This window comes from Streptomyces sp. NBC_01241 (genome assembly GCF_041435435.1).
Taxonomy (GTDB): Bacteria; Actinomycetota; Actinomycetes; order Streptomycetales; family Streptomycetaceae; genus Streptomyces.
In genome coordinates this window covers 7,446,333-7,468,085 of sequence record NZ_CP108494.1, presented here as the reverse complement: position 1 = coordinate 7,468,085, position 21,753 = coordinate 7,446,333, and the positions used below count along the sequence as shown (strand labels likewise).

18 protein-coding genes and 2 pseudogenes are annotated in these 21,753 nt (G+C 71.5%); 8 read left to right on the top strand and 12 right to left on the bottom strand.

Translation table 11 applies throughout. From position 1 onward, the window contains the following. Positions 1–3: 3 nt before the first annotated feature. The 5 genes from OG306_RS33955 to OG306_RS33935 all read right to left on the bottom strand — a co-directional run bounded on the left by OG306_RS33955 (position 4) and on the right by OG306_RS33935 (position 6,297). On the bottom strand, positions 4–2,106 hold the full coding sequence (locus OG306_RS33955) for a phage holin family protein (protein WP_266750036.1): 2,103 nt from the start codon (positions 2,104–2,106) through the stop codon (positions 4–6). Positions 2,107–2,208: 102 nt separating this feature from the next. Continuing rightward, positions 2,209–2,622, bottom strand: a complete 414-nt coding sequence (locus tag OG306_RS33950) for a hypothetical protein (RefSeq protein ID WP_266750035.1) — start codon at positions 2,620–2,622, stop codon at positions 2,209–2,211. A 154-nt stretch (positions 2,623–2,776) separates the two neighbouring features. Beyond that, complete coding sequence (locus OG306_RS33945; RefSeq protein ID WP_266750034.1) at positions 2,777–4,201, bottom strand: gamma-aminobutyraldehyde dehydrogenase; 1,425 nt, start codon at positions 4,199–4,201, stop codon at positions 2,777–2,779. A 66-nt stretch (positions 4,202–4,267) separates the two neighbouring features. Next, a complete protein-coding gene (locus tag OG306_RS33940) occupies positions 4,268–4,705 on the bottom strand; it encodes a YybH family protein (protein WP_266750033.1) in 438 nt (145 codons plus the stop codon). Between the two features lie 50 nt (positions 4,706–4,755). Then, on the bottom strand, positions 4,756–6,297 hold the full coding sequence (locus OG306_RS33935) for a purine-cytosine permease family protein (RefSeq protein WP_266750032.1): 1,542 nt from the start codon (positions 6,295–6,297) through the stop codon (positions 4,756–4,758). A 142-nt stretch (positions 6,298–6,439) separates the two neighbouring features. Between OG306_RS33935 and OG306_RS33930 the strand changes: the two genes are divergently transcribed. From OG306_RS33930 to OG306_RS33920, 3 genes are all read left to right on the top strand, one after another. Beyond that, positions 6,440–7,891 (top strand): PucR family transcriptional regulator, encoded by a 1,452-nt coding sequence (locus tag OG306_RS33930; RefSeq protein WP_266750031.1) that lies wholly within the window; start codon positions 6,440–6,442, stop codon positions 7,889–7,891. A 127-nt stretch (positions 7,892–8,018) separates the two neighbouring features. After that, positions 8,019–8,801: an MBL fold metallo-hydrolase gene (locus OG306_RS33925; RefSeq protein WP_266750029.1), complete on the top strand. Its 783-nt coding sequence runs from the start codon at positions 8,019–8,021 to the stop codon at positions 8,799–8,801. Further along, positions 8,798–9,418: a DedA family protein gene (locus tag OG306_RS33920; RefSeq protein ID WP_266750027.1), complete on the top strand. Its 621-nt coding sequence runs from the start codon at positions 8,798–8,800 to the stop codon at positions 9,416–9,418. Before OG306_RS33925 ends, OG306_RS33920 begins: the two co-directional genes overlap by 4 nt. On the opposite strand, the gene OG306_RS33915 is transcribed toward OG306_RS33920, so the two are convergent. The 3 genes and pseudogenes from OG306_RS33915 to OG306_RS33905 form a co-directional block, all read right to left on the bottom strand. Next, positions 9,408–10,466, bottom strand: coding sequence for an MBL fold metallo-hydrolase (locus OG306_RS33915; protein WP_266750026.1), 1,059 nt, complete (start codon positions 10,464–10,466; stop codon positions 9,408–9,410). The genes OG306_RS33920 and OG306_RS33915 overlap by 11 nt on opposite strands. A 25-nt stretch (positions 10,467–10,491) precedes the next feature. Further along, positions 10,492–11,769: an aminotransferase class I/II-fold pyridoxal phosphate-dependent enzyme gene (locus OG306_RS33910; protein WP_266750025.1), complete on the bottom strand. Its 1,278-nt coding sequence runs from the start codon at positions 11,767–11,769 to the stop codon at positions 10,492–10,494. A gap of 185 nt (positions 11,770–11,954) precedes the next feature. Further along, positions 11,955–12,209 (bottom strand): annotated as a pseudogene (locus tag OG306_RS33905) (SMP-30/gluconolactonase/LRE family protein); the annotation flags it as partial. 204 nt (positions 12,210–12,413) lie between these two features. Here OG306_RS33905 and OG306_RS33900 point away from each other — a divergent pair. Beyond that, entirely contained in the window at positions 12,414–13,223 is an 810-nt protein-coding gene (locus OG306_RS33900) for a methyltransferase domain-containing protein (protein WP_266750023.1), read from the top strand. A gap of 24 nt (positions 13,224–13,247) precedes the next feature. Next, positions 13,248–13,601, top strand: coding sequence for a VOC family protein (locus OG306_RS33895; protein ID WP_266750022.1), 354 nt, complete (start codon positions 13,248–13,250; stop codon positions 13,599–13,601). Positions 13,602–13,688: 87 nt separating this feature from the next. Here the strand turns inward: OG306_RS33895 and OG306_RS33890 are convergent, their stop codons facing one another. After that, positions 13,689–15,692 carry a DUF5107 domain-containing protein gene (locus tag OG306_RS33890; RefSeq protein WP_266750021.1) on the bottom strand — a complete coding sequence of 668 codons (2,004 nt, stop codon included), beginning with the start codon at positions 15,690–15,692 and terminating at the stop codon, positions 13,689–13,691. Positions 15,693–15,980: 288 nt separating this feature from the next. On the opposite strand from OG306_RS33890, the gene OG306_RS33885 reads away from it, so the two are divergent. Beyond that, the gene (locus OG306_RS33885; RefSeq protein ID WP_266750019.1) at positions 15,981–16,316 is read left to right on the top strand and encodes a DUF6204 family protein; all 336 of its coding nucleotides are present in this window, start codon (positions 15,981–15,983) and stop codon (positions 16,314–16,316) included. Between the two features lie 42 nt (positions 16,317–16,358). Here the strand turns inward: OG306_RS33885 and asnB are convergent, their stop codons facing one another. Continuing rightward, entirely contained in the window at positions 16,359–18,206 is a 1,848-nt protein-coding gene (asnB, locus tag OG306_RS33880) for an asparagine synthase (glutamine-hydrolyzing) (protein WP_266750018.1), read from the bottom strand. Between the two features lie 745 nt (positions 18,207–18,951). On the opposite strand from asnB, the gene OG306_RS33875 reads away from it, so the two are divergent. Continuing rightward, a complete protein-coding gene (locus OG306_RS33875; RefSeq protein WP_371666042.1) occupies positions 18,952–20,319 on the top strand; it encodes a glycosyltransferase family 39 protein in 1,368 nt (455 codons plus the stop codon). Positions 20,320–20,410: 91 nt separating this feature from the next. Here the strand turns inward: OG306_RS33875 and OG306_RS33870 are convergent, their stop codons facing one another. Together OG306_RS33870 and OG306_RS33865 are read right to left on the bottom strand one after the other, a co-directional pair. Further along, a complete protein-coding gene (locus OG306_RS33870) occupies positions 20,411–21,028 on the bottom strand; it encodes a GNAT family N-acetyltransferase (RefSeq protein WP_266750015.1) in 618 nt (205 codons plus the stop codon). 33 nt (positions 21,029–21,061) lie between these two features. After that, positions 21,062–21,456, bottom strand: a pseudogene (locus OG306_RS33865) (hypothetical protein); the annotation flags it as partial. Here OG306_RS33865 and OG306_RS33860 point away from each other — a divergent pair. Continuing rightward, a complete protein-coding gene (locus OG306_RS33860) occupies positions 21,388–21,663 on the top strand; it encodes a hypothetical protein (RefSeq protein ID WP_266752758.1) in 276 nt (91 codons plus the stop codon). The pseudogene OG306_RS33865 and the gene OG306_RS33860 overlap by 69 nt on opposite strands. Positions 21,664–21,753 lie beyond the last annotated feature (90 nt).

Genomic DNA, 21,753 nt, shown 5'->3' with positions numbered 1-21,753 from the left:
CCCTCAGCCGGCCACCTGAACCGTTCCGTCCGTTTCGTCGGCACCGCCCACCGCGGCGGGCGCCGCCAGCGGGATCTGCGGCCCCGGGCACTCCCGCAGCCACCGCCGCAGCACCCCGTGCACCTGCTCGGCCCCCACCAGCTCCGTGCCCTCCGCCACCGGCGCCGACAGTTCCGCCGGCCACAGCAGGAACGGCCGGGACTGCTCGCCGCCCAGGCCGCCGTGCGAGCCGATCTGCTCCTCGAAGGCGTGCACAACGCCCGTGCCCCCGTCGTACATCGAGTTCACCATGATGTCGGCGACGTGCGGAAAGGTGTCCGTGCGCCGCACCGCGGCCGCCGCGCCCGGGCCGAAGGAAGCCAGCGGCCCCTGCCCGTCCTCCAGTTCCGACACCGGTACCTCGATGCCCCCGCGGCCCAGGACGACCGATCCGTACTGTTCGCTGCGGACCAGCAGAAAGCCGATGCCGGGGTGGTTGGCGAGGGTACCGAGCAGCGCGGGACGGCTCCGGTCGAGCTGTTCGCGCGAGGCGCGTCCCTCGATGTCCGGGAAGGAGATCAGGCCGAGGTTGCCGGAGGCGAGGACGACCGGGTCGGACGGCTTCGCCCGGTGTTCCGCCTCGCCCTCCTCGACCGGTCGGCGGTGCAGGGCGATCCGTACCGCGTCACGCGCCTCCGAACCGCTGCGGGTGCGCTGCGCCCGACGGGGCACGGGCAGCCCGCAGCCGGCCCGCACCAGGTCCTTGAGCGTCAGCCCGTAGGCCCCCGCGAACGTCTCCCCGGGGCTCTGTCCGTGGTCGGAGAGCAGCACGATCCGGTAGGTGCGCGGGGTGTGTTCGGCGACCTTCTCGATCAGTGCGAGCGAGCGGTCCAGGCGCGCGAGCACCTTCTCCGCATCGCGGCTGTGCGGTCCGGAGTGGTGCGCCACCTCGTCGTACGCGACCAGGTCGGCGTAGACGGCGGTGCGTCCGGCGAACATGTCCCCCATGACGGCGGCGACCACCACGTCACGTTCGACGACGGTCGCGAAGGCCCGGATGAAGGGGTAGAACCCACCGCGTTTGATCCGGGGCGTGTCCTTCCGTATCCGCGCCCGGGTCGACTGGCCGATCTCGCGGCAGACCTCGGCGACGAACGACAGCGCGGTGCGTACGGCGTTGGCCGGGTCGGAGAAGTAGGCGAAATACCCGGACCTGGAACGGCGGCCCTTGCCGAGCCGGGCCGCCATGGACAGGACGAGCGCCAGCTGATCGGCGCCGCCGCTGAAGAGGTTGCCGCGGCTGGCGCCGTCGACCGCGAGCAGCCCCCCGTCATGGGTGCGGGCGATGGCCCGGCGCTGGATTTCGAGGGCGCTCGCGGGGCGGCTGGAGACCATGACGTCGCCGGTCTCCTTCTCGTACCAGCGGAAGGCGGGGACGTCGTGGTTGCTGCCGTGCAGGATGCCGAGCTGGCTGGCGCCGGTCTGGCTGGACCAGTCGGTGCGCCAGGGGGTGAGCCGATGACCCTTCTCGTCCGCGAGCCAGTTCGCGACGGTCGGCATCAGGCCGGAGCCGGCGGCGCGGACGAGCACGTCGTGGCCGACGCCGTCGAGCTGGATGAAGACGGTGCCGGGCGGTCCGCTGCGCCCGCTGTCGGCACCGCTGCGCCGTCTGCGGCGGTCGGCGAGCCGGGAGAGACGGCGCCGGTAGGCGTTGTCGTCGCGGACGGCGAGCGCCGTGGAGGTCGCGGAGGCGACGGCGGACATCACCGCCGCGACGACGACCGCGGTCTCCGGGTTGGCGGCGCCTCGCCCGTCCGGTATGAGCCGCAGGGCGACCAGGAGCAGTGACCCGTTGAGGAAGAAGACGAGCATCCCGAGCACGAGTGCGGGCACGATGAGCAGTGCCCGTACCAGGACCGGCCAGACCAGCGCGGAGAGCAGACCGAACGCTCCGGCGCCCCAGGCCGCGGTGAACGCGATCTTGGTGATGCTGTCGCCGTTGTCCGACTGGAGCTGGAAGTCCGGCAGAATCCCGGCGAGTGCCAGCATCGTGAGCGTCGAGACCGCCCAGACCACAATCACCCGCATCAGGGCGTTGCCGGCTGTTCGCCATCGCCCGTCACCCACGCCGTTCCCACCTCACATCCGGACCCCGCCGTTCCGGGCCCTGATCCCCCAGCCTTTCACAGCGGGGCCGCGAACCGTCTGCGACAGCGGTCGGGGGGACGGTCAGCAGCCGTCGTATCCGGCGGTCGGCATGGAGAGCCTGCGGTGCACGCTCGCCTTCGTACGGGCGCTGTACGACGGCTCGTCGAGTCCCACGATCTCCAGCCGTACGCCGCGCCGCTCGCACTCCGCGGCGAACTCCGGCACGGAGGTGAGGGCCCGCGCCAGCACCCGGTCGTTGGCGGCGACGAACACCTCGACTTCGCCGCTCTCGACGTCCGTCCACAGGGCGTGGTGGTCGGGGCGCAGTCCGTAGAAACGCAACTGCCGGGTGACGACGTATCCCTTGTCGGCGGCCCAGCGGGCGCACATGTCGTGCTGGCTGCGGGTGTCCACGAGGAACGGATCACTGTCGAGTTCCTCGAGTGGTGTGAGACTGGCGATGGCCGCCACCCGTACGTCCATTGCGTCCCCCATGGCCGTCCCCCGTGCTGGGCGTAACGGCGACCCTACCCCTCCGGCCCCCGCGCAAAAAGGCGCGTGCGGGGACGGGAGGAGCGAGGGGGCGTGCGGCGTAGGGACACGGAACGCCGGTGCGCCCCCCGCCGGGGGCGCACGTGGTGCGGGTGGGTCAGAGCGAGGTCATGACGTGCTTGATCCGGGTGTAGTCCTCGAAGCCGTACGCGGAGAGGTCCTTGCCGTAGCCGGACTTCTTGAATCCGCCGTGCGGCATCTCGGCGACGAGTGCCATGTGCGTGTTGATCCACACGCAGCCGAAGTCGAGGTTCTTGGACATCCGCATGGCGCGGGCGTGGTCCTTGGTCCACACGGAGGACGCGAGGGCGTAGTCGACGCCGTTGGCGTACGCGACGGCCTGGGCCTCGTCGGAGAAGGACTGGACGGTCATGACGGGGCCGAAGACCTCGTTCTGGACGATCTCGTCGTCCTGCTGGAGGCCGGAGACGACGGTCGCGGCGTAGAAGTAGCCCTTCTCACCGACCCGGTGGCCGCCCGCCTCGATCTTCGCGTGGTCGGGGAGGCGGTCGATGAAGCCGCTGACCTGCTTCAGCTGGTTGGCGTTGTTGAGCGGGCCGTACAGCACGTCCTCGTCGTCCGGCTGCCCGGTCTTCGTGTCGGCGGCGGCCTTGGCGAGGGCGGTGACGAACTCGTCGTGGACGGACTCGTGGACCAGGACGCGGGTCGCGGCCGTACAGTCCTGGCCCGCGTTGAAGAAACCGCCGACGACGAGATCCTCGACCGCCTTCTCCAGGTCCGCGTCCTCGAAGATCACCGCCGGGGCCTTGCCGCCGAGCTCCAGGTGGACCCGCTTGACGTCCTTGGCCGCGCTCTCGGCGACCTGGATGCCGGCCCGCACCGAACCGGTGATGGAGGCCATCGCCGGGGTCGGGTGCTCGACCATCGCGCGGCCGGTGTCGCGGTCGCCGCAGATGACGTTGAAGACGCCCTTGGGGAGGATCTGGCCGATGATCTCGGCGATCAGCACGGTCGACGCCGGGGTGGTGTCGGACGGCTTGAGGACGACGGCGTTGCCCGCGGCGAGCGCGGGGGCGAACTTCCACACGGCCATCAGCAGGGGGTAGTTCCACGGCGCGACCTGGGCGCAGACGCCGACCGGCTCGCGGCGGATGATCGAGGTCATCCCGTCCATGTACTCACCGGCCGAGCGGCCTTCGAGCAGCCGCGCGACGCCCGCGAAGAAGCGGACCTGGTCGATGGCCGGGGCCAGTTCCTCACTGCGGGTGAGGTGGAGCGGCTTTCCGGTGTCACGGCTCTCGGCGGCCACCAGTTCGTCGGCCCGCTCCTCCATCGCGTCGGCGATCTTCAGCAGGGCCAGCTGCCGTGCGGACGGGGTGGTGTCCCGCCAGGCGGGGAACGCGGCAGCGGCGGCGGCCATCGCCGCGTCGACGTCCGCCTGGCCGGAGAGCGGGGAGGTCGCGTAGACCTCGCCCGTGCTGGGGTCCACGACGTCGAGGGTGCGGCCGTCCGAGGCGTCCGCGAAGACGCCGTCGATGTAGTTGCGGAACGTGGTGCTCATGGAACCGGTCTTTCTCATGGTCGGGCGGAACGCGTGGTCGTACGGCGTAGCGGTAAGGGGGGGCGGTCAGGCTGCCGTACGGGCGGACAGGTGCTCGTGGACGGCGGGCCAGCTGCCGTCGGCGGCGCGGGCGAACACGATCGTCTCCCGCTCGTGGACGGTCTCCTCGCCGGCCCGGGTGGCGACCGTGGTCTCCACGTCATGGCTGAAGACGGCCGTGGTGCCGTAGTGCTGGATCAGCTGTCCCGTCGAGGTGCAGCGCACGATGCGGAAGCCGTCCTCCGCCACCCACTGCTGCCACAGCGCGCGGTACTCGTCGGTGGAACCGAGCCGCCGCGGGGTGGAGTGGAAGACGAAGGTGGCGTCCGGGGCGAAGGAGCCGAAGTAGTCGTCGAGGCGGCCTTCGGCGAAGGCGGCGATCAGCGCGTCGGCGGCGGCGCGGACTTCCCGGGCGTCCTGCACATCTTCGACGTCCTGGACTTCCTGCGCGGGGGTGCTGCTCATGTGCGGCTCCTGGTTACGGGGCGGGGCGGGGCGTCAGAAGGCCGTGGTGTTCAGACCGCGGTGGCCGGCTCGGCGGCGGCGGTCTCCTCGTCCGGGCCGCCGACGATGGGCGCAACCGCGGTGTCCGACGCCCTGACGAAACGGGGGCCCTCCGGTCCGTACACCCCGCGCGGCTCGGGGAACAGGGTGAGCAGGCCGAGGTAGACGACGGCCGCGAGGGTGAGGCCGACCGGCAGCGAGATGTCGGCGCCGTTGGCGAGGTTGCCGAGCGGGCCGACGAACTGGCCGGGCAGGTTGGTGAACAGCAGCGCCACACCGGCGGAGAGGAACCAGGTGGACACGCCGCGCCAGTTCCAGCCGTGGTTGAACCAGTAACGGCCACCGGTCTGGCGGCGGTTGAAGACCTGGAGCGCGTCCCCGTCGTACCAGCCGCGCCGGGTGACGTAGCCGAGCGCCATCACGATCATCCACGGGGCGGTACAGGTGATGATCAGCGTCGCGAACGTGGAGATGGACTGGGTGAGGTTGAACGCGAAGCGGCCGATGAAGATGAACGCGATCGACAGGGCGCCGACGAAGAACGTCGACTGCACCCGGCTGAAGCGGGTGAAGACACTGGAGACGTCGAGGCCGGTGCCGTACAGCGCGGTCGTGCCGGTCGACAGGCCACCGATCAGGGCGATCAGGCAGAGCGGCAGGAAGTACCAGCCGGGTGAGATGGCGAGCAGTCCGCCGACGTAATTGGGGGCGTCCGGGTCGACGTACTCGGCAGCCTTCGACGCGATGATCGAGGCGGTCGCCAGGCCGAAGACGAAGGGCAGCAGCGTGGCGATCTGGGCGAGGAACGCGGCGCCCATCACGCGGCGGCGGGGCGTCGTGGCCGGGATGTAGCGGGACCAGTCGCCGAGGAACGCGCCGAAGGAGACCGGGTTGGACAGCACGATCAGCGCGGAGCCGATGAACGACGGCCAGAACAGCGGATCGGCCGTCGACGCGAAGGTGCCCGCGTAGCCCGCGTCGAAGTCTCCCGCGAAGGCGAAGACGCCGAGGACGAAGAGCGCCGACGCGGCGATCACCGCGATCTTGTTGACCATCAGCATGAAGCGGAAGCCGTAGACGCAGACCACCAGGACGAGCCCGGCGAAGATCGCGTATGCAATGCCATAGGTCACATCCGACTCGGGCAGACCCGCAAGTCGGTGGGCGCCGCCGACGAGCGCGTCGCCCGAGGACCACACCGAGATCGAGAAGAACGCGACCGCGGTGAGGAGCGAGAGGAACGAGCCGACGATCCGGCCGTGCACGCCCAGGTGGGCGGAGGAGGAAACGGCGTTGTTGGTGCCGTTGGCCAGGCCGAACAGCGCCATCGGGGCGAGCAGCAGCGCACCGGTGAGAAGGCCGAGCAGCGTCGCCGCGAGCCCCTGCCAGAACGAGAGCCCGAACAGGATCGGGAAGGCGCCCAGCACACACGTCGCGAAGGTGTTGGCACCGCCGAAGGCGAGCCGGAAGAGGTCGACCGGCCGAGCGGTGCGGTCGGCGTCGGGAATCCGCTCGACACCATTGGTCTCGACTTCGGTGATCGAGGTAGTCATGGCGCTCCAGCTTTTGTTCATGAGGCAGTCCCACACTCTGTTCATATGGGACGGTCCCGCTGTTCATGGGACGGTCCCACAGTCTGTGCTCCCGGACGACGGCCGACAATTGTGCACATCACAGAGCACTATCCTGTTGTCTGTGGCCAGCGACAAACTCACCGTCGAGGATCTGCTCTCGTTCCCCGCTCTCCAGCTCTCCGTGAAGGCGGGCAGCAGCGGCCTGGGACGTTCCGTTTCCTGGGCGCATGCCAGCGAACTCGCCGATCCGACGCCCTGGCTGCTGGGCGCCGAGGTGATCATGACGACGGGGCTGGCGATCCCGCGTACCGCCGCCGGACAGCGCGCCTATCTGGAGCGGCTGGACGACGCGGGTGTCTCCGCGCTGGCCCTGTCCGCGCAATTGCACATGCCACCGCTGCACGACGCGTTCTTCCGGGCGGCCGAGGAGCGCGGCTTCCCGGTCCTGGAGGTCCCGCTCGCCGTCCCGTTCATCGCCGTCTCCCAGGAGGTCGCGGCCTCGGTCCAGGAGGACGCCAGGCACCGGCTCGGCGCGCAGCTCCAGGTCTTCGGCTCGCTGCGCTGGCTGGTCGCCGAGGACCTCGATACGCCGACGCTGCTGCGCCGTCTGGAGCGCCTGTCCGGTTACGACGTGTATCTGTGCACCCCGCAGGGGCGGCCCCTGCTTCCGGGGGTGCCGGTGCCGGACCGGGGCGTGCTGCCCGCGTCGGTGGACGCTCCGCCGACCGTTCCCGGCGGGTTCGTGCTGCCCGTGCCGGCGCCCGGCGGCCCGGCGGGATTCCTCGTCGCGTATGAACGCGAGGGCGCCCAGCCCGCCGGGCTCGCGGTCGTCCAGCACATCGCCACGGTGGCGGCGCTACGGGTCGCGATGGTGCGCAACGAGCGCGAGACGCTGCGCCGCGAGGGCGCGGAGACGCTGGCCGAACTCCTTCAGGAGGTGCTGGACCCGGAAGCGGCCCGGCGCAGGCTCGCCCGGCATGCCATCGAGGGCGACACCGTGCTGATCGTGGTGCGGCAGGCCACGGACGAGGCGCTGCTGCGCTGCCTCCAGGACCATCCGCATCTGCTGCTCACGTGGGGCACGGACCGGTATGTCCTGGGCGCGCCGCAGCTGGCGGCGGAGATCGGTGAACTGCCGGATGTGGCGGCCGGGATGAGCCGCCCGTTTCTTCCCGGGGCCCCGTTGCGGGTGGCTCAGCGCGAGGCGCTCTGGGCGGTCTCGAAGGCCGTCGAGTCGGGCCGTTCCGTGGTCCGCTACGGCGACGACTCGCTGGGCCGGTGGCTGCCCGACGACCCGGCCGTGCTGACCGCGCTGGTCGAGCATGTGCTGGGCGACGTCCTGCGCTACGACGCGGCGCACGACTCGCAGTTGCTGGTGTCCGTCCGTACCTGGATGGAACGGGACCGCCGCACGGAGACGGCCGCGGCCGCGCTCCACATCCATCCCAACACCCTTGCCTACCGGCTGCGCCGCTTCGGTTCGCTGGCCGGCCGTGACATGGCGTCCACGGGGGCCCTGGCGGAGGTCTGGCTGGCGATCCAGGCAGCGGGGGCGCTAGGCCTCACCGACTGAGAGTGACCGGCCGCGGGCGACGGCCGCGACGGACCTGGGTCCCCCGTTCGGGTCGCGGCACTAGGCTCGATGCCGGGCCGGAGCAAGGAGCCGGAACCAAGGAAACCCGGGAACGAGGAGGCACCGCGTGCCGGTGGAAGTCACCTGGTGGGGTCATGCCACCTGCACGATCGAGGACTCCGGGGTCCGTGTGCTGACCGATCCGCTCTTCGTACGGCGCTTCGCGCACCTGCGCCGACGCCGCGGCGAGCTGCCCGGCCCCGAGGCCGCGGTCGCCGATGTGGTGCTCGTCTCCCACCTGCACTCCGACCATCTGCATCTGCCGTCGCTGGCCCGGCTCGCGCCCGGCAGCCGGCTCATCGTGCCGACGGGTGCGGTGCGCTCCGTACCGGGGCTGCGGGTGCTGCGCTCGGTGCGCGGGCTGCGGATCAACGAGGTCTCTCCGGGCGACGTGGTCCCGGTCGGCGCGGTCCGGGTCCGGGCCGTTCCCGCACTGCACGACGGCAGGCGGCTGCCCGTGGGCCCGCACCGCTCCCCCGCACTCGGCTATGTGGTCGAGGGCGAGGCGCGGACGTATTTCGCCGGTGACACCGGGCTCTTCGACGACATGGCCCGGGCCGTTGGTCCGGTGGATGTGGCGTTGTTGCCGGTGGGCGGCTGGGGTCCGTACCTGGGCCACAGTCATCTGGACGCGGGCCGGGCCGCGCAGGCGCTGGCCCGGCTGGCTCCCCGGTCGGCCGTGCCGGTGCACTACGGGACGTACTGGCCGATCGGCATGGACGGGGTCAGGCCGCACGAGTTCCACTCGCCGGGTGACGAGTTCGTCCGCAAGGCGGCGCTGCTGGCGCCGGAGGTGGCGGTGCACCGGCTGTCGCACGGCGAACACGTGCGGCCGGAGGCCGCCCGGTGATCCAGGAGGTCGTGAGACAGCTGCCCCCGGAGTCGACGCAGCAGGCGGTCGGCTACCCGTCCCTGTTTCTGCTGGTGGCGCTGGGCTCACTGGTGCCGGTGGTGCCGACAGGTGCTCTGGTGAGTTCGGCCGCCGTGGTGGCGCTGCATCAGGCGTCGCCGTTCTCGCTCCTGATCGTCTTCGGGGTGGCGTCGGCCGCGGCGTTCCTCGGTGACATCTGTCTCTACTGGCTCGGTCAGCGCGGGGTGCGGTCGAAGAACGGTTCGAAGTGGCTGCGGACGATCAGCGACCGGGCCGCTCCGGAGCGGCTGGCGCAGGCGCAGCAGAAGCTGGACGAGCACGGTGCGGTGGTGCTCGTGCTGTCGAGGCTGGTTCCGGCGGGCCGGATTCCGGTGATGCTGGCCTGTCTCCTGGGCCGGATACCACTGCGCCGGTTCGCCCGCGGGGATGTGCCGGCCTGTCTGGCGTGGGCGGCGACGTACCAGCTGATCGGCATTCTGGGCGGTTCGCTCTTCCCCGAGCCGTGGCAGGGCGTGGTGGCGGCGGTGGGTCTGACGCTGCTGGTCAGCGGGGCTCCCGCGGTGTGGCGCAGGGTGCGGGCGCGGTTCAGCCACTGACCGTGCGGGGTACCGGGTCGAGCAGGCGGGAGCCGCCGATCGGCAGGTCCCAGAGCCGTGTCCGCGGGTGCCCGGCCCGCTGCCAGGCGGTACGGAGCCGGGCCAGCGGTTCCAGTACGGGCTCCGCGGAGAGCAGAAAGGTCGCCCAGTGCATCGGCGCCATCGCGCGGGCGCCGAGGTCCTCGTACGCCTGCACGGCCTCCTCCGGATCGGTGTGCACGTCACCGAGCCACCAGCGCGGTTCGTACGCGCCGATCGGCATCAGGGTCAGGTCGATGCCGGGGTACCGGCGGCCGATCTCGCCGAACCAGTGCCCGTACCCGCTGTCCCCCGCGAAGTGGATCCGCTGCCCGTCGCCGCCGTCGGCGCCGATGATCCAGCCGCCCCACAGGGAGCGGCAGGTGTCGGTGAGGGTCCGCTTGGACCAGTGGTGGGCGGGCACGAAGTCGAAGCGGACGCCGTCCAGCCGGGCCGATTCCCACCAGTCGAGTTCGGTGACGCAGGTGAAGCGGCGACGGCGGCACCAGTGGCCGAGTCCGGCGGGGACGAACAACGGGGTGTTCCGCGGCAGCCGGCGCAGGGTGGGGGCGTCGAGGTGGTCGTAGTGGTTGTGGCTGATGACGACGGCGTCGACGGGCGGCAGGTCCTCCCAGCGGACGCCGACCGGCGTGATCCTGGCCGGGGTGCCGAGGATGCGCCGGGACCAGACGGGGTCGGTGAGGACGGTGAGACCCCCGGTGCGGACGATCCAGCTGGCGTGCCCGGCCCAGGTGACGGAGGTGGCGCCGGCCGGGGTGACGGGCAGGGGTTCGGGGGCGTACGGGAGCCGGTGGATGCCGCGCAGCCCTTCCGGGTTGGGCCGCAGGGTGCGTTCACGGGCCAGTCGGGACATGCTCATGACACTCGGGAGTGGCGTGGTGAGCCGGTCGGCGAAGGTGGTGGGCCAGATCCGGACCTCGCCGAGCGGACGCGGTTCGACGACCTCGCCGCGCGAGATCCGGGGCGGTTGCGCGATCCCGGTGCGGGAGCGCTCGGTGTGTTCCGTCATCGAGAGACTCCCGTCTCGCTGTTCCTCATCGGAGTTCGTCGAGTGCCGTCCCGAAAATGCTCAGGGCTTCGGCCACATGCGGCAATTCCAGGGGCTCCACAGCGGTGAGGGACTCCATCTGCTGTTCCGGGGTCGACCCGAGCAGCGTCCCGGTGCCCAGCCGTACGCGCAGCGCCCCCAGTTCGTCGCCGAACCGGTGGCCGCCCGGCGTCGGTGTACCGAGACGTTCCGTCAGGTACTCCTCCAGCTCCAGGGAGTCCGTGACACCGCGGTTCGCCAGCCTCGATCGGAGTGGCCCGAGGTCGGCGTACAGATGGCGCCCCGCCTGCGGGGGCCTGGCCAGCGCGCCCGATGCGAGAACCGCCCGGTGGGCCGCCGCGGCGACCTTCGCCTGGAGCGCGGCGGCCCGGCGGACCCGGTCGGTGACGGATTCCGGTTCGCGCAGCGCGTGGGCGGCGGCCATGGCGACGGGCCCCGCGACGAGCGCGCCGAGCGCGGTGAGGATGTCGAGGGTACGGGCATGGCGCGCCGACGCCCGCTCGGTGTCCGGGAACCGGGCGACCGCGACCGGCCAGGCGGACGGGGTCAGCGCGCCGGCGAGATCGCTGACGACCGTGACGTCGTCGGGGCACATCTCGGCCGGACTGAGCAGGACCGTGTCGTGCGGCCGGTGCAGGGTGTCGCGCCACGTCTCGTCGCTGACGATGTGCATCCCCTCGGCGACGGCGGCCTCGCAGGCCTCGCGCACCAGTTCCGGCGGGGCGACGGTGGCGGTCGGGTCGTCGACGACGGAGATCAGCAGCAGCCGGGGCCGGCCGCCCTCGGCGCGCACCCGGCGCACGGTCTCCAGCAGCGCGTACGGATCGGGCACACCGCCGCACTCGGCCGGGGTCGGCACGTGGTAGGCGGGCCGGCCCAGCAGCCGGGCCTGCGGGATCCAGGTGGCCGTGCAGGGGCGGGGCATGAGCACGTCACCGCCGTGTGCGGCGATCAGCGCGAGCAGCAGTGGCGAGGCGCCCGGGGCGGCGGCGACGTGCTCCGGGCCGCCGTGCAGTCCGCGCCGCGCCCAGTACTCGGTCGCGGCCTCGCGCAGGGCGTCGCCGCCGCCGGTCGGTTCGGGTTCGCCGCGTCCGGCCGCGGCGGCGAGCACCTCGGCCAGTTCGGGGAGGACGGGCAGACCCGGATCGGGGGCCGGCGGCCCGTACCGGACCGGACCGCGGTCCTCCCGTACGGAACGCGCGCCGCCCCCGCCCTGCCGGCCGCGCCCCGCCAGTCCGGTCCGCCCGGTCCGCTTCCGCGCCATCGAGCCTCCTTCGCCGCCCCGTAGCCCTGTCCCGTGCGTCCCGCGCTCAGGGTCCCTTGGTACTCAATCAGGAACCTTTAGCACTCAGGGCCCTTTATACGAGGGTTCGACCGGCGGCGCCCGCCCGACGGAGCCGTCACGCCCGCCCGACGGAGCCGTCACCGGAACCGGCAAAGGGGGCGGGCTCAGCCCGCGAAGGCCGTCTGGGGCATCGCGTGCCCCGCGTCCGGCAGCACCAGCAGCGAACCGGACAGCGGGTGCGGGGCGGCGAGGCCCGTGCGGGGCGTGGAGATGTAGAGGTCGCGCAGGTCCGCACCGCCGAGCGCGCAGGCGGTCGGGCGTTGTACCGGAAGTCCGACGACACGGTCCAGGGAGCCGTCGGCCGTGTAGCGGCGCACCGCGGCGCCGTCCCACAGGGCGACCCAGACGGCCCCGTCGGCCCCGCCCACAGCACACCGTCCGGGGCGACCGCCGCGTCGTTGCCGCGGCGTCCGGGCTCGGGGTCCCGGGTGGGGGGTGCGAGAGCGTCCATATGTCAAGACGCGTATCTCAATATTCGACATACGCGCGTACGGTGTCGCTGACGATCAGCCCTTCGCGCGGCTCGCGTTCGGGCTCCGTGCCCCGAGGAAGGATCCACCGCCATGCCGAAAGAGACCGCCGTCTACACCCACGGCCACCACGAGTCGGTACTGCGCTCGCACCGCTGGCGCACCGCCGCCAACTCCGCCGCCTACCTGATCGACGAACTCCGCCCCGGCATGAACGTGCTGGACGTCGGCTGCGGGCCCGGCACCATCACCGCGGACCTGGCCGCGCTGGTCGCACCCGGCCGGGTGGCCGCCGTCGACACCACCGGGGAGATCCTGGCCCGGGCTGCCGAGGTCGCGGCCGAACGCGGCCTGGACAACGTCGAGTTCACCACCGCGGACGTGCACGCCCTGGACTTCCCCGACGACTCCTTCGACGTCGTCCATGCCCATCAGGTGCTCCAGCACGTGGGCGACCCGGTGCAGGCGCTGCGCGAGATGCGGCGCGTCTGCCGCCCCGGTGGCATCGTCGCGGCCCGCGACAGCGACTACGCGGCGATGGCCTGGTACCCGGAGGTGCCGGGCATGGACGCCTGGCTGGAGCTGTACCGCCGGGTCGCCCGCGCCAACGGCGGCGAACCGGACGCGGGCCGGCGGCTGCTGTCCTGGGCGCGGCAGGCCGGCTTCACCGACATCACCCCGACCGCCGCCAACTGGTGCTTCGCCGCTCCGGAGAGCCGTGCCTGGTGGAGCGGCCTGTGGGCGGACCGTACGGTCGGCTCGGTGTACGCGGAGCAGGCCGTGTCCGGCGGCCATGCGAGCGCCGGGGAGCTGACCGCGATCGCCGCGGCCTGGCACGCGTGGGGCGCGCGGGACGACGCCTGGTTCACGGTCCCGCACGGCGAGGTGCTCTGCCGGGCCTGAGCGCCGCCAACTACCCTTGTGCGCATGGACATTATGGGAACCACGCTGCGCATCTGCGTCGACGACCTGGAGGCCGCGGTGGCCTTCTACGAGGACCTCACAGCCAGTTCCGCGCTGCGCTTCGAGCGCGGCGGAGTCTCGGTCGCCGCGATCGGCTGCTTCCTGCTGATGAGCGGCCCGGAGTCGGAGCTGGAGATCCTGCGCAAGGTGACGGCGACGATCGCGGTCAAGGATGTCGACGAGGCCCACGCCTCCCTCACCCGCGTCGGCGCCCGGATCCTCGCAGGTCCGGTACCGACGCCGGTGGGCCGCAATCTGATCGCGGTGCATCCGGACGGCTCGGTCTTCGAGTACGTCGACCGGACCCCGGCCGGCTGAGCCGCGGGCTCCCCTCCCGACGGATCGGACTCGCGGCCGTCCGGCCCGCACCGGTGGAGGTGGGCGCGGGCCGGACGGCCGTCGGCGTCAAGCCCCGGGCCGCATCCGGTAGTTGTACGTGTCCGGTAGTGGCTCGGCGGTGAGCTCGGCCCAGACCTCGTCCAGGATCTCCGCGCCCTCGCGCAGATCCGCGACCTCGAAGCCCTCGTCGAAGACGGCCCGGGCGGCGCTGCGGTCGCCCTCGGCGATCAGCAGTCGCGCCTCCAACAGGCGGAAACGACCTCGCTGTTGGACTACCGGAAGCAGGCCGGCCCACACCGTCCGGGCCGCCGCGGGGCGCCCCGCCGCCAGCATTGCCTCCATCGCCTCGCGGCCGAGCGCCGACGCGGCGGGCGTCCAGGCGTCATCACCGCCTTCACCGTCGCCTTCACCGTCGCCCTCGCCGTCGGGGCGTTGCGCACACAGGTCGTCGAACGCCTCGGCGTAGAGATCGGCGGCCCGGTCCCCCTGTCCGCTCTCCTCGGCGGCGACGGCGAGGCAGCGCAACAGCGGCCACCGGGACGGGGCGAGCGCCAGTCCGCGTTCCCAGCTGCGGACCGCCTGGGCGCGGTCGCCGACGTGCCACTGGGCGACGCCGAGATGGTATTCGGTGAGGGGTTCGGCGGCGGCCGTCTCCAGCATGTCGCGCCAGTGCGGCGAGACCAGGGAGGGGCCGGGCGGGGCCGCCCGGCGGGGCTCGGGGAAGGTGCCCTGGTCCAGCAACTCCAGCCAGGGCTCCTGCTGTTCATCCAACGTGGACTCGGCGAACGGCGTGCCGGGGAGTTGGTACTTTCCGCGCCGGACTTCCAGGGCGCCCCAGCCGGAACCGGTGGCGAGCGACTCGCCGGGCTCGGTGTCGGCGCAGGAGCGCCAGGCGGCGTACGCGGCGTCGACATCGGCGCGCGGCAGCACCTCGGCGAGCCGTTGCTCCGTCTCGGCGCGGGCTGCCGCCCAGTCGTCGCCGTGCACGGCCCCGGGGTCCGCGGACAGCGGCCCGTACGACTCCAGCCAGCTGAATTCGGCTCCCGGTTCGAGCGGAATGTGTTCCAGCTGGGTACGGGCGAGTCCGGCCTGGATCTCGGCGTAGCCGACGGTGCTCGGCTCGGTGAGCCACTCCTGCCAGCGCCGCCCGCCCGGGCCGCTGCCCCACAGGAACAGCTTCCGGCCCCGCAGCAGATCGGTCGACGTCTGGACGAGTCCGTTCCCGTCCTCGTCGAGGGAGGCGATCCAGCGGCGCGCGCCGTCGGGCACCTCGTAGAAGTAGTCGGCGGGGAAGTCGCCGCGCAGCGGGTACGTACGGTCGACGGAGCCCGACTCGGGGACCGGGACCCGGGTCAGGGTGCGCTCGTAACCGAAGTGCCACGCCTCCTCGGCCGGGGCCAGGACGCGGGTGCGTTCGCGTTCGGGCACGGCGATGTTGGACCACCAGTAGACGGGTGCGGTGTGCTCGTGCGGATTGCGTATCCGTACGCCGACGTGCAGGAAGTCGGAGTCCTCGGGCAGCCAGAGATCCACCTGGAACGGCAGGTCGCGCAGCCTCTCCCATTCCCAGAGGCGGACCATGTCCCCGCCGTCGGGTGCGGGCACCCGGGCCGCGTGCACCGGGGCGCACGACAGCGTGGTGTGGCCCGTGGCGCCGATGTTCCACTCGATGCCGCCGGAGAACCAGGCGCCGTTGAGCGCGAAGTCGGCGGGCTGCAGGACGGGGTTGGTGTAGAGAAGTTCGCGGCCGGTCGGCTTGTGGTGGAGGGAGTGGATGCGGCCGCCGAGCCCGGGCAGGACGGTGGCCCGCAGCCGGGCGTTCTCGATGATGATCGCGTCGAGTCCGGTGGGGACGCGCTCGCGCCCGTACCCGTCGAGGATGCGCACCGGCAGCACGGTGGCCAGCGGTTCGTAGCCGATCTGGTGTGCCATGTCACGTGGCAGTCCGGCCCGTTCGCGGTCGTCGACGACATGCATCTCGTCGAGCGGCCGCAGTGCGGGCAGCGGGTTCTCCGGGCCCAGTGGTGCGGCGGGCAGAGTCAGTACGGCACGTCGTACGGTCGTGGCCAAGGCAACCTCGCTCCCTCGCGCGGGCCGCCTCAGGTCCGGGCGCCCCCCGATGACCATCGAACACGTTGGACTGCGGCCCGGCCAGGGGCGTTGCCGTCAGACTTCGGCAAAAGACCGAAAGATCACGGGAGCGGCACCGAAGACCGCCGCCCCGGAGCCCCGGAGCCGGTGGCCCGGAATCCGGTGGCCCCGGACCCGGTGGCCCGGATAATTCGCGTGCGTCTCACCCGCACCGCCGTAACCTTGCCCCTCGATGGTTCACGAGCGAAAAGCGGAGCGGGAAACACGATGAGCACGCAGCACACCTACCGAGTGATCGTGCGCGGCACCTGGGACGGCCTGACCGAAGAGGCACGCGCCCGGCTCCTGTCCGAGGTGGACGAGCACGGCCTGAGCGCGATGCAGTTCACCGAGGAGGGCTCGCTGACGTACGACCGGGTGCTCAAGCACTTCAGCTTCCGGTTCGTGGTCGTGTCGGATGCCGAGGACGGCGAGGAGATGGCGTCCGCGATCGCCGAGGACCGGGCCGAGACCCTGCTGCGGGACCAGGGTTACGGTCATGGTGAACTCCGGTCCAAGGCAACGGACATGGACACCATGAAGATCAATTACAAGGGGCGGTGAGCGGCGGGGCGGCTGCCGCGCGCCCCGCCGGCGGCAGCCCGCTCAGCCGAGGTCGAGCTCCGGCTCGTACATGTCCAGCCACATCGCGAGGTCCAGGGTGCGTTCCAGCCCGCGTCGGGACGCCGAGGTGATCCCGGGCGCGTCGTGTTCGGCCACCCTGCGCAGTCGGTCGCGGTCGACGAGGTCGAAGACCCGGTGGCCGGGGCTCGCGAGCAGGGTGCGGGCGTGCCCCTGGAGGGCGACGGCGTACTTGGGGTCCTGGGTCGACGGATAGGGGGTCTTGGTCCGTTCGTACACGGACCGGGGAAGCAGATCCGCGGTCGCCTCGCGCAGCAGGCTCTTCTCCCTGCCGTCGAAGGACTTCAGGGCCCAGGGGGTGTTGTAGACGTACTCGACGAGCCGGTGGTCGCAGAACGGCACCCGGACCTCCAGGCCGACGGCCATGCTCGCGCGGTCCTTGCGGTCGAGCAGCACGCGCACGAACCGGGTCAGGTGGAGGTGGCAGATCCGGCGCATGCGGTACTCGAAGTCGCTCTCGCCGGTGAGCCGTTCGATGCCGGCGACCGCGGAGTCGTAGCTCTCGCGGATGTACTTCTCCAGGCCGAGTGCCTGGTTCACGTCGTCGCGGAGCACGCCCGCGTCCTCGCCGAAGTGCTCGGTGAACCGGACCAGCCAGGGGAAGGTGTCGGCGCTCCGCGCCTCCTCGTCGAAGAACTGGAGGTAGCCGCCGAAGACCTCGTCGGCGGACTCGCCGGACAGCGCGACCGTCGAGTGTTCGCGGATGGCCCGGAAGAGCAGATAGAGCGAGGCGTCCATGTCGCCGAGGCCCATGGGGATGTCCCGGGCCCGGATCACCCGGGCGCGCACATCGGGGTCGGCGAGGGCGTCCGGGTCGAGCACGATGTCGCGGTGGATGGTGCCGGCCCGCTCGGCCACGGCGTGGACGAACGGCGTGTCGGGGGTGGTGCGCAGTTCGTCGGCGACGAAGTGCTCGGTGCGTCCGACGAAGTCAACGGCGAAGGTGCGGACCTTCTCACCGGTCTTGGCGAGCTGCCGGGCGGCGAGGGAGGTGACCGCGGAGGAGTCGAGGCCGCCGGAGAGCAGGATGCAGCGGGGCACGTCGGAGATCAGCTGGCGGCGCACGATGTCGTCGAGCAGTGACCGTACGGTGGCGATCGAGGTGTCCCGGTCGTCGGAGTGCGGACGGGTCTCCAGCCGCCAGTAGACGTGTCGGCGCACACCGCCGCGGTCGACGGTGAGCACCGTGCCGGGCTCCACCTCGTACATGCCGTCCCAGACGGCGTGTCCGGGGTTCTTGACGAGGCTGAAGAGCTCCCGGAGCCCGTCCAGGGTCACCCGGGGCCGGGACAGCGGGTTGGCGAGGATGGCCTTGGGCTCCGAGCCGAAGAGCACTCCGTCGGGCGTCGGCCAGTAGTAGAAGGGCTTGACGCCCATCCGGTCGCGGATCATGACGAGCTTGTCGTGGCGGCTGTCCCAGACGGCGAAGGCGTACATGCCGTTGAGCCGTTCGGCGACGGACTCGCCCCACTCCAGGTAGCCGTGCAGCACGACCTCGGTGTCCGAGTCGGTGAGGAAGCGGTGCCCGCGGGCGGCCAGTTCGGTGCGCAGTTCGGTGAAGTTGTACGCCTCACCGGAGTAGACGAGGGCGACGTCGCCCTCGGGGGTGGAGACGGTCATGGGCTGGCGTCCGCCGGGCAGGTCGATGATCGCGAGCCGGCGGTGTCCGAGCCCCGCGTGCTCGACGGTCCAGGTCCCCCGGTCGTCCGGGCCCCGGCAGGCCATGGTCTCCGTCATCGCGTCCAGGGTCGCGGCTTCCGCGGCGCCCCGCAGATCGCGGTCGAAGGAGACCCAGCCGACGATGCCACACATACGCGTCCTCCCGATTCGGTCCCGGCCAGGAAGCGGTCGTACGCACGGTGCCGTCGCTCGGGCGGCATGCCGAAGGCGAAGGCCCGGCAGAACCAGTTGTATTTAGCAGCTATGTATCGAGCCTGTGCCTGCGCTTGCGTACGGTCAACACGATCGTCATCTCGCCGGGGGCGGACTCCCGATACTTTCGGCCGCCGTTTTCCCCTTCCTGTACGGAGTGCAGAGCCCCGCATCCCGTACCCAGCGGGCGCGCGCGTCGCGGACGCAACCCGAATCGGCCATGGGCAAAGACTTGCCCAATCCGGCTTCGGCCAGTGGGGTGTACCCGGCGGCTCAGCACGGGAGCCCGTACGCCGGATCGGGCAGCTGTGCCCGCCCTACGGGCAGCGGTACGTTCCGGGAGCGTGAACCGGCGCTCACGCGATGCAGCGTCGAATTCTCCGCGCGACGGCGTTGAGCAGTGCGAACAAAATTCATGGGCGCTGCCTGCGGGGGCTGCCCATCAACACGGCGGACGATCGACTGAGCGAGAGACCCACTCGGGACGGAGCACGTCATCTCTCTCATCCAGCACCCCGCACCAGCCGTCGATTCGCGAACGGAACATCGCCGGCCACCGCCCCCGCCCCGGAGAGCCCTGCGCCGGGCGGCCTCGTGGGCCCCCGGTCTCGTCGCCCTGCTCGTCGGGTTCTGGGGAATCCGTCGCCAGAACACCCTGTGGGGAGACGAGGCGGTCACCTATGCCATGTCACACCGGAATGTGCCGCAGATATGGCACACCCTGGGTCACGTCGACGTCGTGCACGGCCTCTACTACCTGATCATGCGCGGCGTGTTCGGCCTCTGGGACGGCGGACTCGTGGCACTGCGGCTGCCCTCGGTACTGGCGGTCGCCGCGGCTGCGGTCGGCATCGTACGGCTCGGACAACGCCTCGGCGGGACCTGGACCGGACTGCTGGCGGGCCTCGTCCTCCCGCTGCTCCCGCCGACACAGCGGTACGCGCAGGAAGGCCGGTCCTACGCGCTGATCTGCGCGCTGATCACATGGGCCAGTTGTCTTCTCGTCAGCAACCTCTCCCGGCCGGAGGGACCGGACAGAGGGCGGGCACGGGGGCGCAGACGGGCACGGATGCAGGGCTGGGCACGGGGATGGGTGACATATGGCGTTGTCATGCTGACGGCCTGTCTGCTCCACGAGTTCGCCGTACTGATACTTCTGGCCCACGGTGTGACCGTCTTCGGGACGCGTTCGGTGCGGCCGATGAGACGGGCGTGGACCATCACGGCGGGCGGGGTCGTCGCCGGGCTCCTCCCGATCGCCGTCGTCAGCACCACGCAGTCGGCGCAGGTGGACTGGATCGGCCCGCCGGACGCCGGGGAGGTGCTGGGCTTCGTCGTGACAGCCCTGCTGGGCCTCGTCCTCGCCCGCTCCACCGGCAGTTCGCGCGGACCGGTCACTTTGCCCGCGCTCGCGCTCCCGCTGCTGATCCTGCCCACCACGCTGCTCATACTGACGAGCCCGTTGCATCCGTTGTACGTGGACCGGTACGTCCTGGCCTCCGCCATCGGCTTCGCGCTCCTGGCGGGCGCGGGGCTCGACCGGCTCCGGCTACGGCTGTCGGCGCGCGACGCGGGAACCGTGCGACGTGTGACATGTGCTGTGGCCATGGTCGCGCTGCTCGCCACCCTCGTCCCCGTGAGCATCGCGCTGCGGAAGCCGGGGAGCCGCAAGAACGACGCGGTGGCGATCGCCCGGGCGGTCCAGGACATCGCCGGGCCCGGGGACGGGCTGCTGTTCATGCCGTCGCGCAGACGCGTGTGGACGCTGGCCCGGCCGGACTCCTTCGTGGCGCTGTCCGACCTCGCCCTGGAGCGGACCCCTGTGGCGTCCAACACGCTGTTCGGCCGTGAGTTTCCGCCGGAGCGGATCCGCGAACGCATCCTGACCAGCACTCGCGTCATCGCGGTGCGCGACCCGGAGGGCCAGCCCCTGGACGGGAGCGCGCGCGAGGCGGTCAAGCGCGCCACCCTCGACGCGTACTTCGAGCAGTGCGCGAGCCGGACGGTCACGCAGGCGCGCATCACCGTGTACGCCAGGCCCGGCCACTGCTGAACCGCGCGGCCGACCCGATCCGGACAACCAACACGGCCGGCCGGCCGAACCGATCCGGCCGGTCCGCTCGATGTCCCCGCAGGCCCCGGCCCTAGCTCAGCATCTCGGCCGTGATCGCCCACCGCTCGTGGTCGCGCCAGGCTCCGTCGATGAAGAGGAAGTCCGGCGAGAACCCTTCGCGGCGGAATCCGGCCCGCCGGACGAGGGCGATCGATCCCTCGTTGGCGGGCTGGATGTTGGCTTCGAGCCGGTGCAGGCCGAGCGGCCCGAAGGCGTACCGCAGGACCAGTGCCAGCCCTTCGCTCATCAGACCGCGCCCCACCGCGTGGGCGAAGGCCCCGTATCCGAGCGCGCCGCAGCGGAATCCGCCGTGGACGATGTTGTTGATGTTGATGAACCCCGCGATCCCACCGCCGCCCGCGCCCTCTCCGTCCCTGCCCTTGCCGGCCCTGCCCTTGCCGGCGTCCCGTTCGCGTTCACGTTCGCGTTCGCGTTCCGGTTCGCAGACCAGGAAGCCCGCCTTGGTCGGGTCGTCGATCAGCCGGCCCGCGTAGGTGGTGTACGCACGGACGTCCTCGGGCGGGAAGAGCCAGGGGCGGTGTACGCCCCGGCTCTCCCTCGCCCGCGTGGTGAACTCTTCGGCATCCGCCGGGGTGTAGGCGCGGATCGCCACACGGCGTCCCTCGGCCAGATAGTCGAATGCAGACATCCGGCCAGCTTAGGGGGCGGTCGGCCCGTCGCGCGCGCACGGCGAGACAACCTCGAGGGTGGCCTTCGGCGCGCCGACGACATCGACGGCGGAGGTCAGCGGCGCACTGGTCCGGCCGAGACAGGTGCCCTTGATGTCGTACGGCGCGGAGTCCGGCAGTCCGATGAGTCCGGCGAGCGAACTCTCCGAATGGGTGGTCGGGACAAGCCAGTTGGGACGAGCAGGGTGGGCGCCCTGACCCTGCTGAGGTAGTCGACCGGCGATACGCTGCGCGCGTAGTCGGGCATCGCGGTGGTCTTGTCGGCTGGATGGCGGCCGGATTCGAACAGCCGGATGGTGTCGCAAGCCTGCGGTGCGAAGTGCAGACAGCTGAGGCTGCCGAACCGGGACGGTTCGAGGCTCGCGTCGAGGATCGTCTGCGGCCGCCCGCCCGGATGGTGAACTTCAGTGGGGTGACGGTGTACGGAAGGGTCTCGGCGATCGTCGCGTGCGCCGCACCGGCGAAGAACAGCGGTGCGGCGAGCGCGGCTCCGGCCGCGTACGCGACCGCCTTCCGGGAGAGCGTCCGGCACCCGGACCGGGGGCGGGAAACAGCACGTGACACGAAGACCTCCACACCGGGGACGCCTTACTGACCAGTAAGTAATGGGTCGCGCTCACGCTGTAACACGTGTCATAGCGAAGTCAACACCTCGGGCGGAGTTTCATGAGGGGTGCTCAACTTC

Excerpts from the sequence above, each read along its gene's own strand:
- OG306_RS33875 (WP_371666042.1), top strand. The coding sequence starts at position 18,952 with ATGTCACACCGGAATGTGCCGCAGATATGGCACACCCTGGGTCACGTC.
- OG306_RS33945 (WP_266750034.1), bottom strand. The coding sequence starts at position 4,201 with ATGAGCACCACGTTCCGCAACTACATCGACGGCGTCTTCGCGGACGCC.
- OG306_RS33915 (WP_266750026.1), bottom strand. The coding sequence starts at position 10,466 with ATGACGGAACACACCGAGCGCTCCCGCACCGGGATCGCGCAACCGCCC.
- OG306_RS33935 (WP_266750032.1), bottom strand. The coding sequence starts at position 6,297 with ATGACTACCTCGATCACCGAAGTCGAGACCAATGGTGTCGAGCGGATT.
- OG306_RS33950 (WP_266750035.1), bottom strand. The coding sequence starts at position 2,622 with ATGGGGGACGCAATGGACGTACGGGTGGCGGCCATCGCCAGTCTCACA.
- OG306_RS33910 (WP_266750025.1), bottom strand. The coding sequence starts at position 11,769 with ATGGCGCGGAAGCGGACCGGGCGGACCGGACTGGCGGGGCGCGGCCGG.
- OG306_RS33940 (WP_266750033.1), bottom strand. The coding sequence starts at position 4,705 with ATGAGCAGCACCCCCGCGCAGGAAGTCCAGGACGTCGAAGATGTGCAG.
- OG306_RS33870 (WP_266750015.1), bottom strand. The coding sequence starts at position 21,028 with ATGTCTGCATTCGACTATCTGGCCGAGGGACGCCGTGTGGCGATCCGC.
- asnB (WP_266750018.1), bottom strand. The coding sequence starts at position 18,206 with ATGTGTGGCATCGTCGGCTGGGTCTCCTTCGACCGCGATCTGCGGGGC.
- OG306_RS33900 (WP_266750023.1), top strand. The coding sequence starts at position 12,414 with ATGCCGAAAGAGACCGCCGTCTACACCCACGGCCACCACGAGTCGGTA.
- OG306_RS33895 (WP_266750022.1), top strand. The coding sequence starts at position 13,248 with ATGGACATTATGGGAACCACGCTGCGCATCTGCGTCGACGACCTGGAG.
- OG306_RS33885 (WP_266750019.1), top strand. The coding sequence starts at position 15,981 with ATGAGCACGCAGCACACCTACCGAGTGATCGTGCGCGGCACCTGGGAC.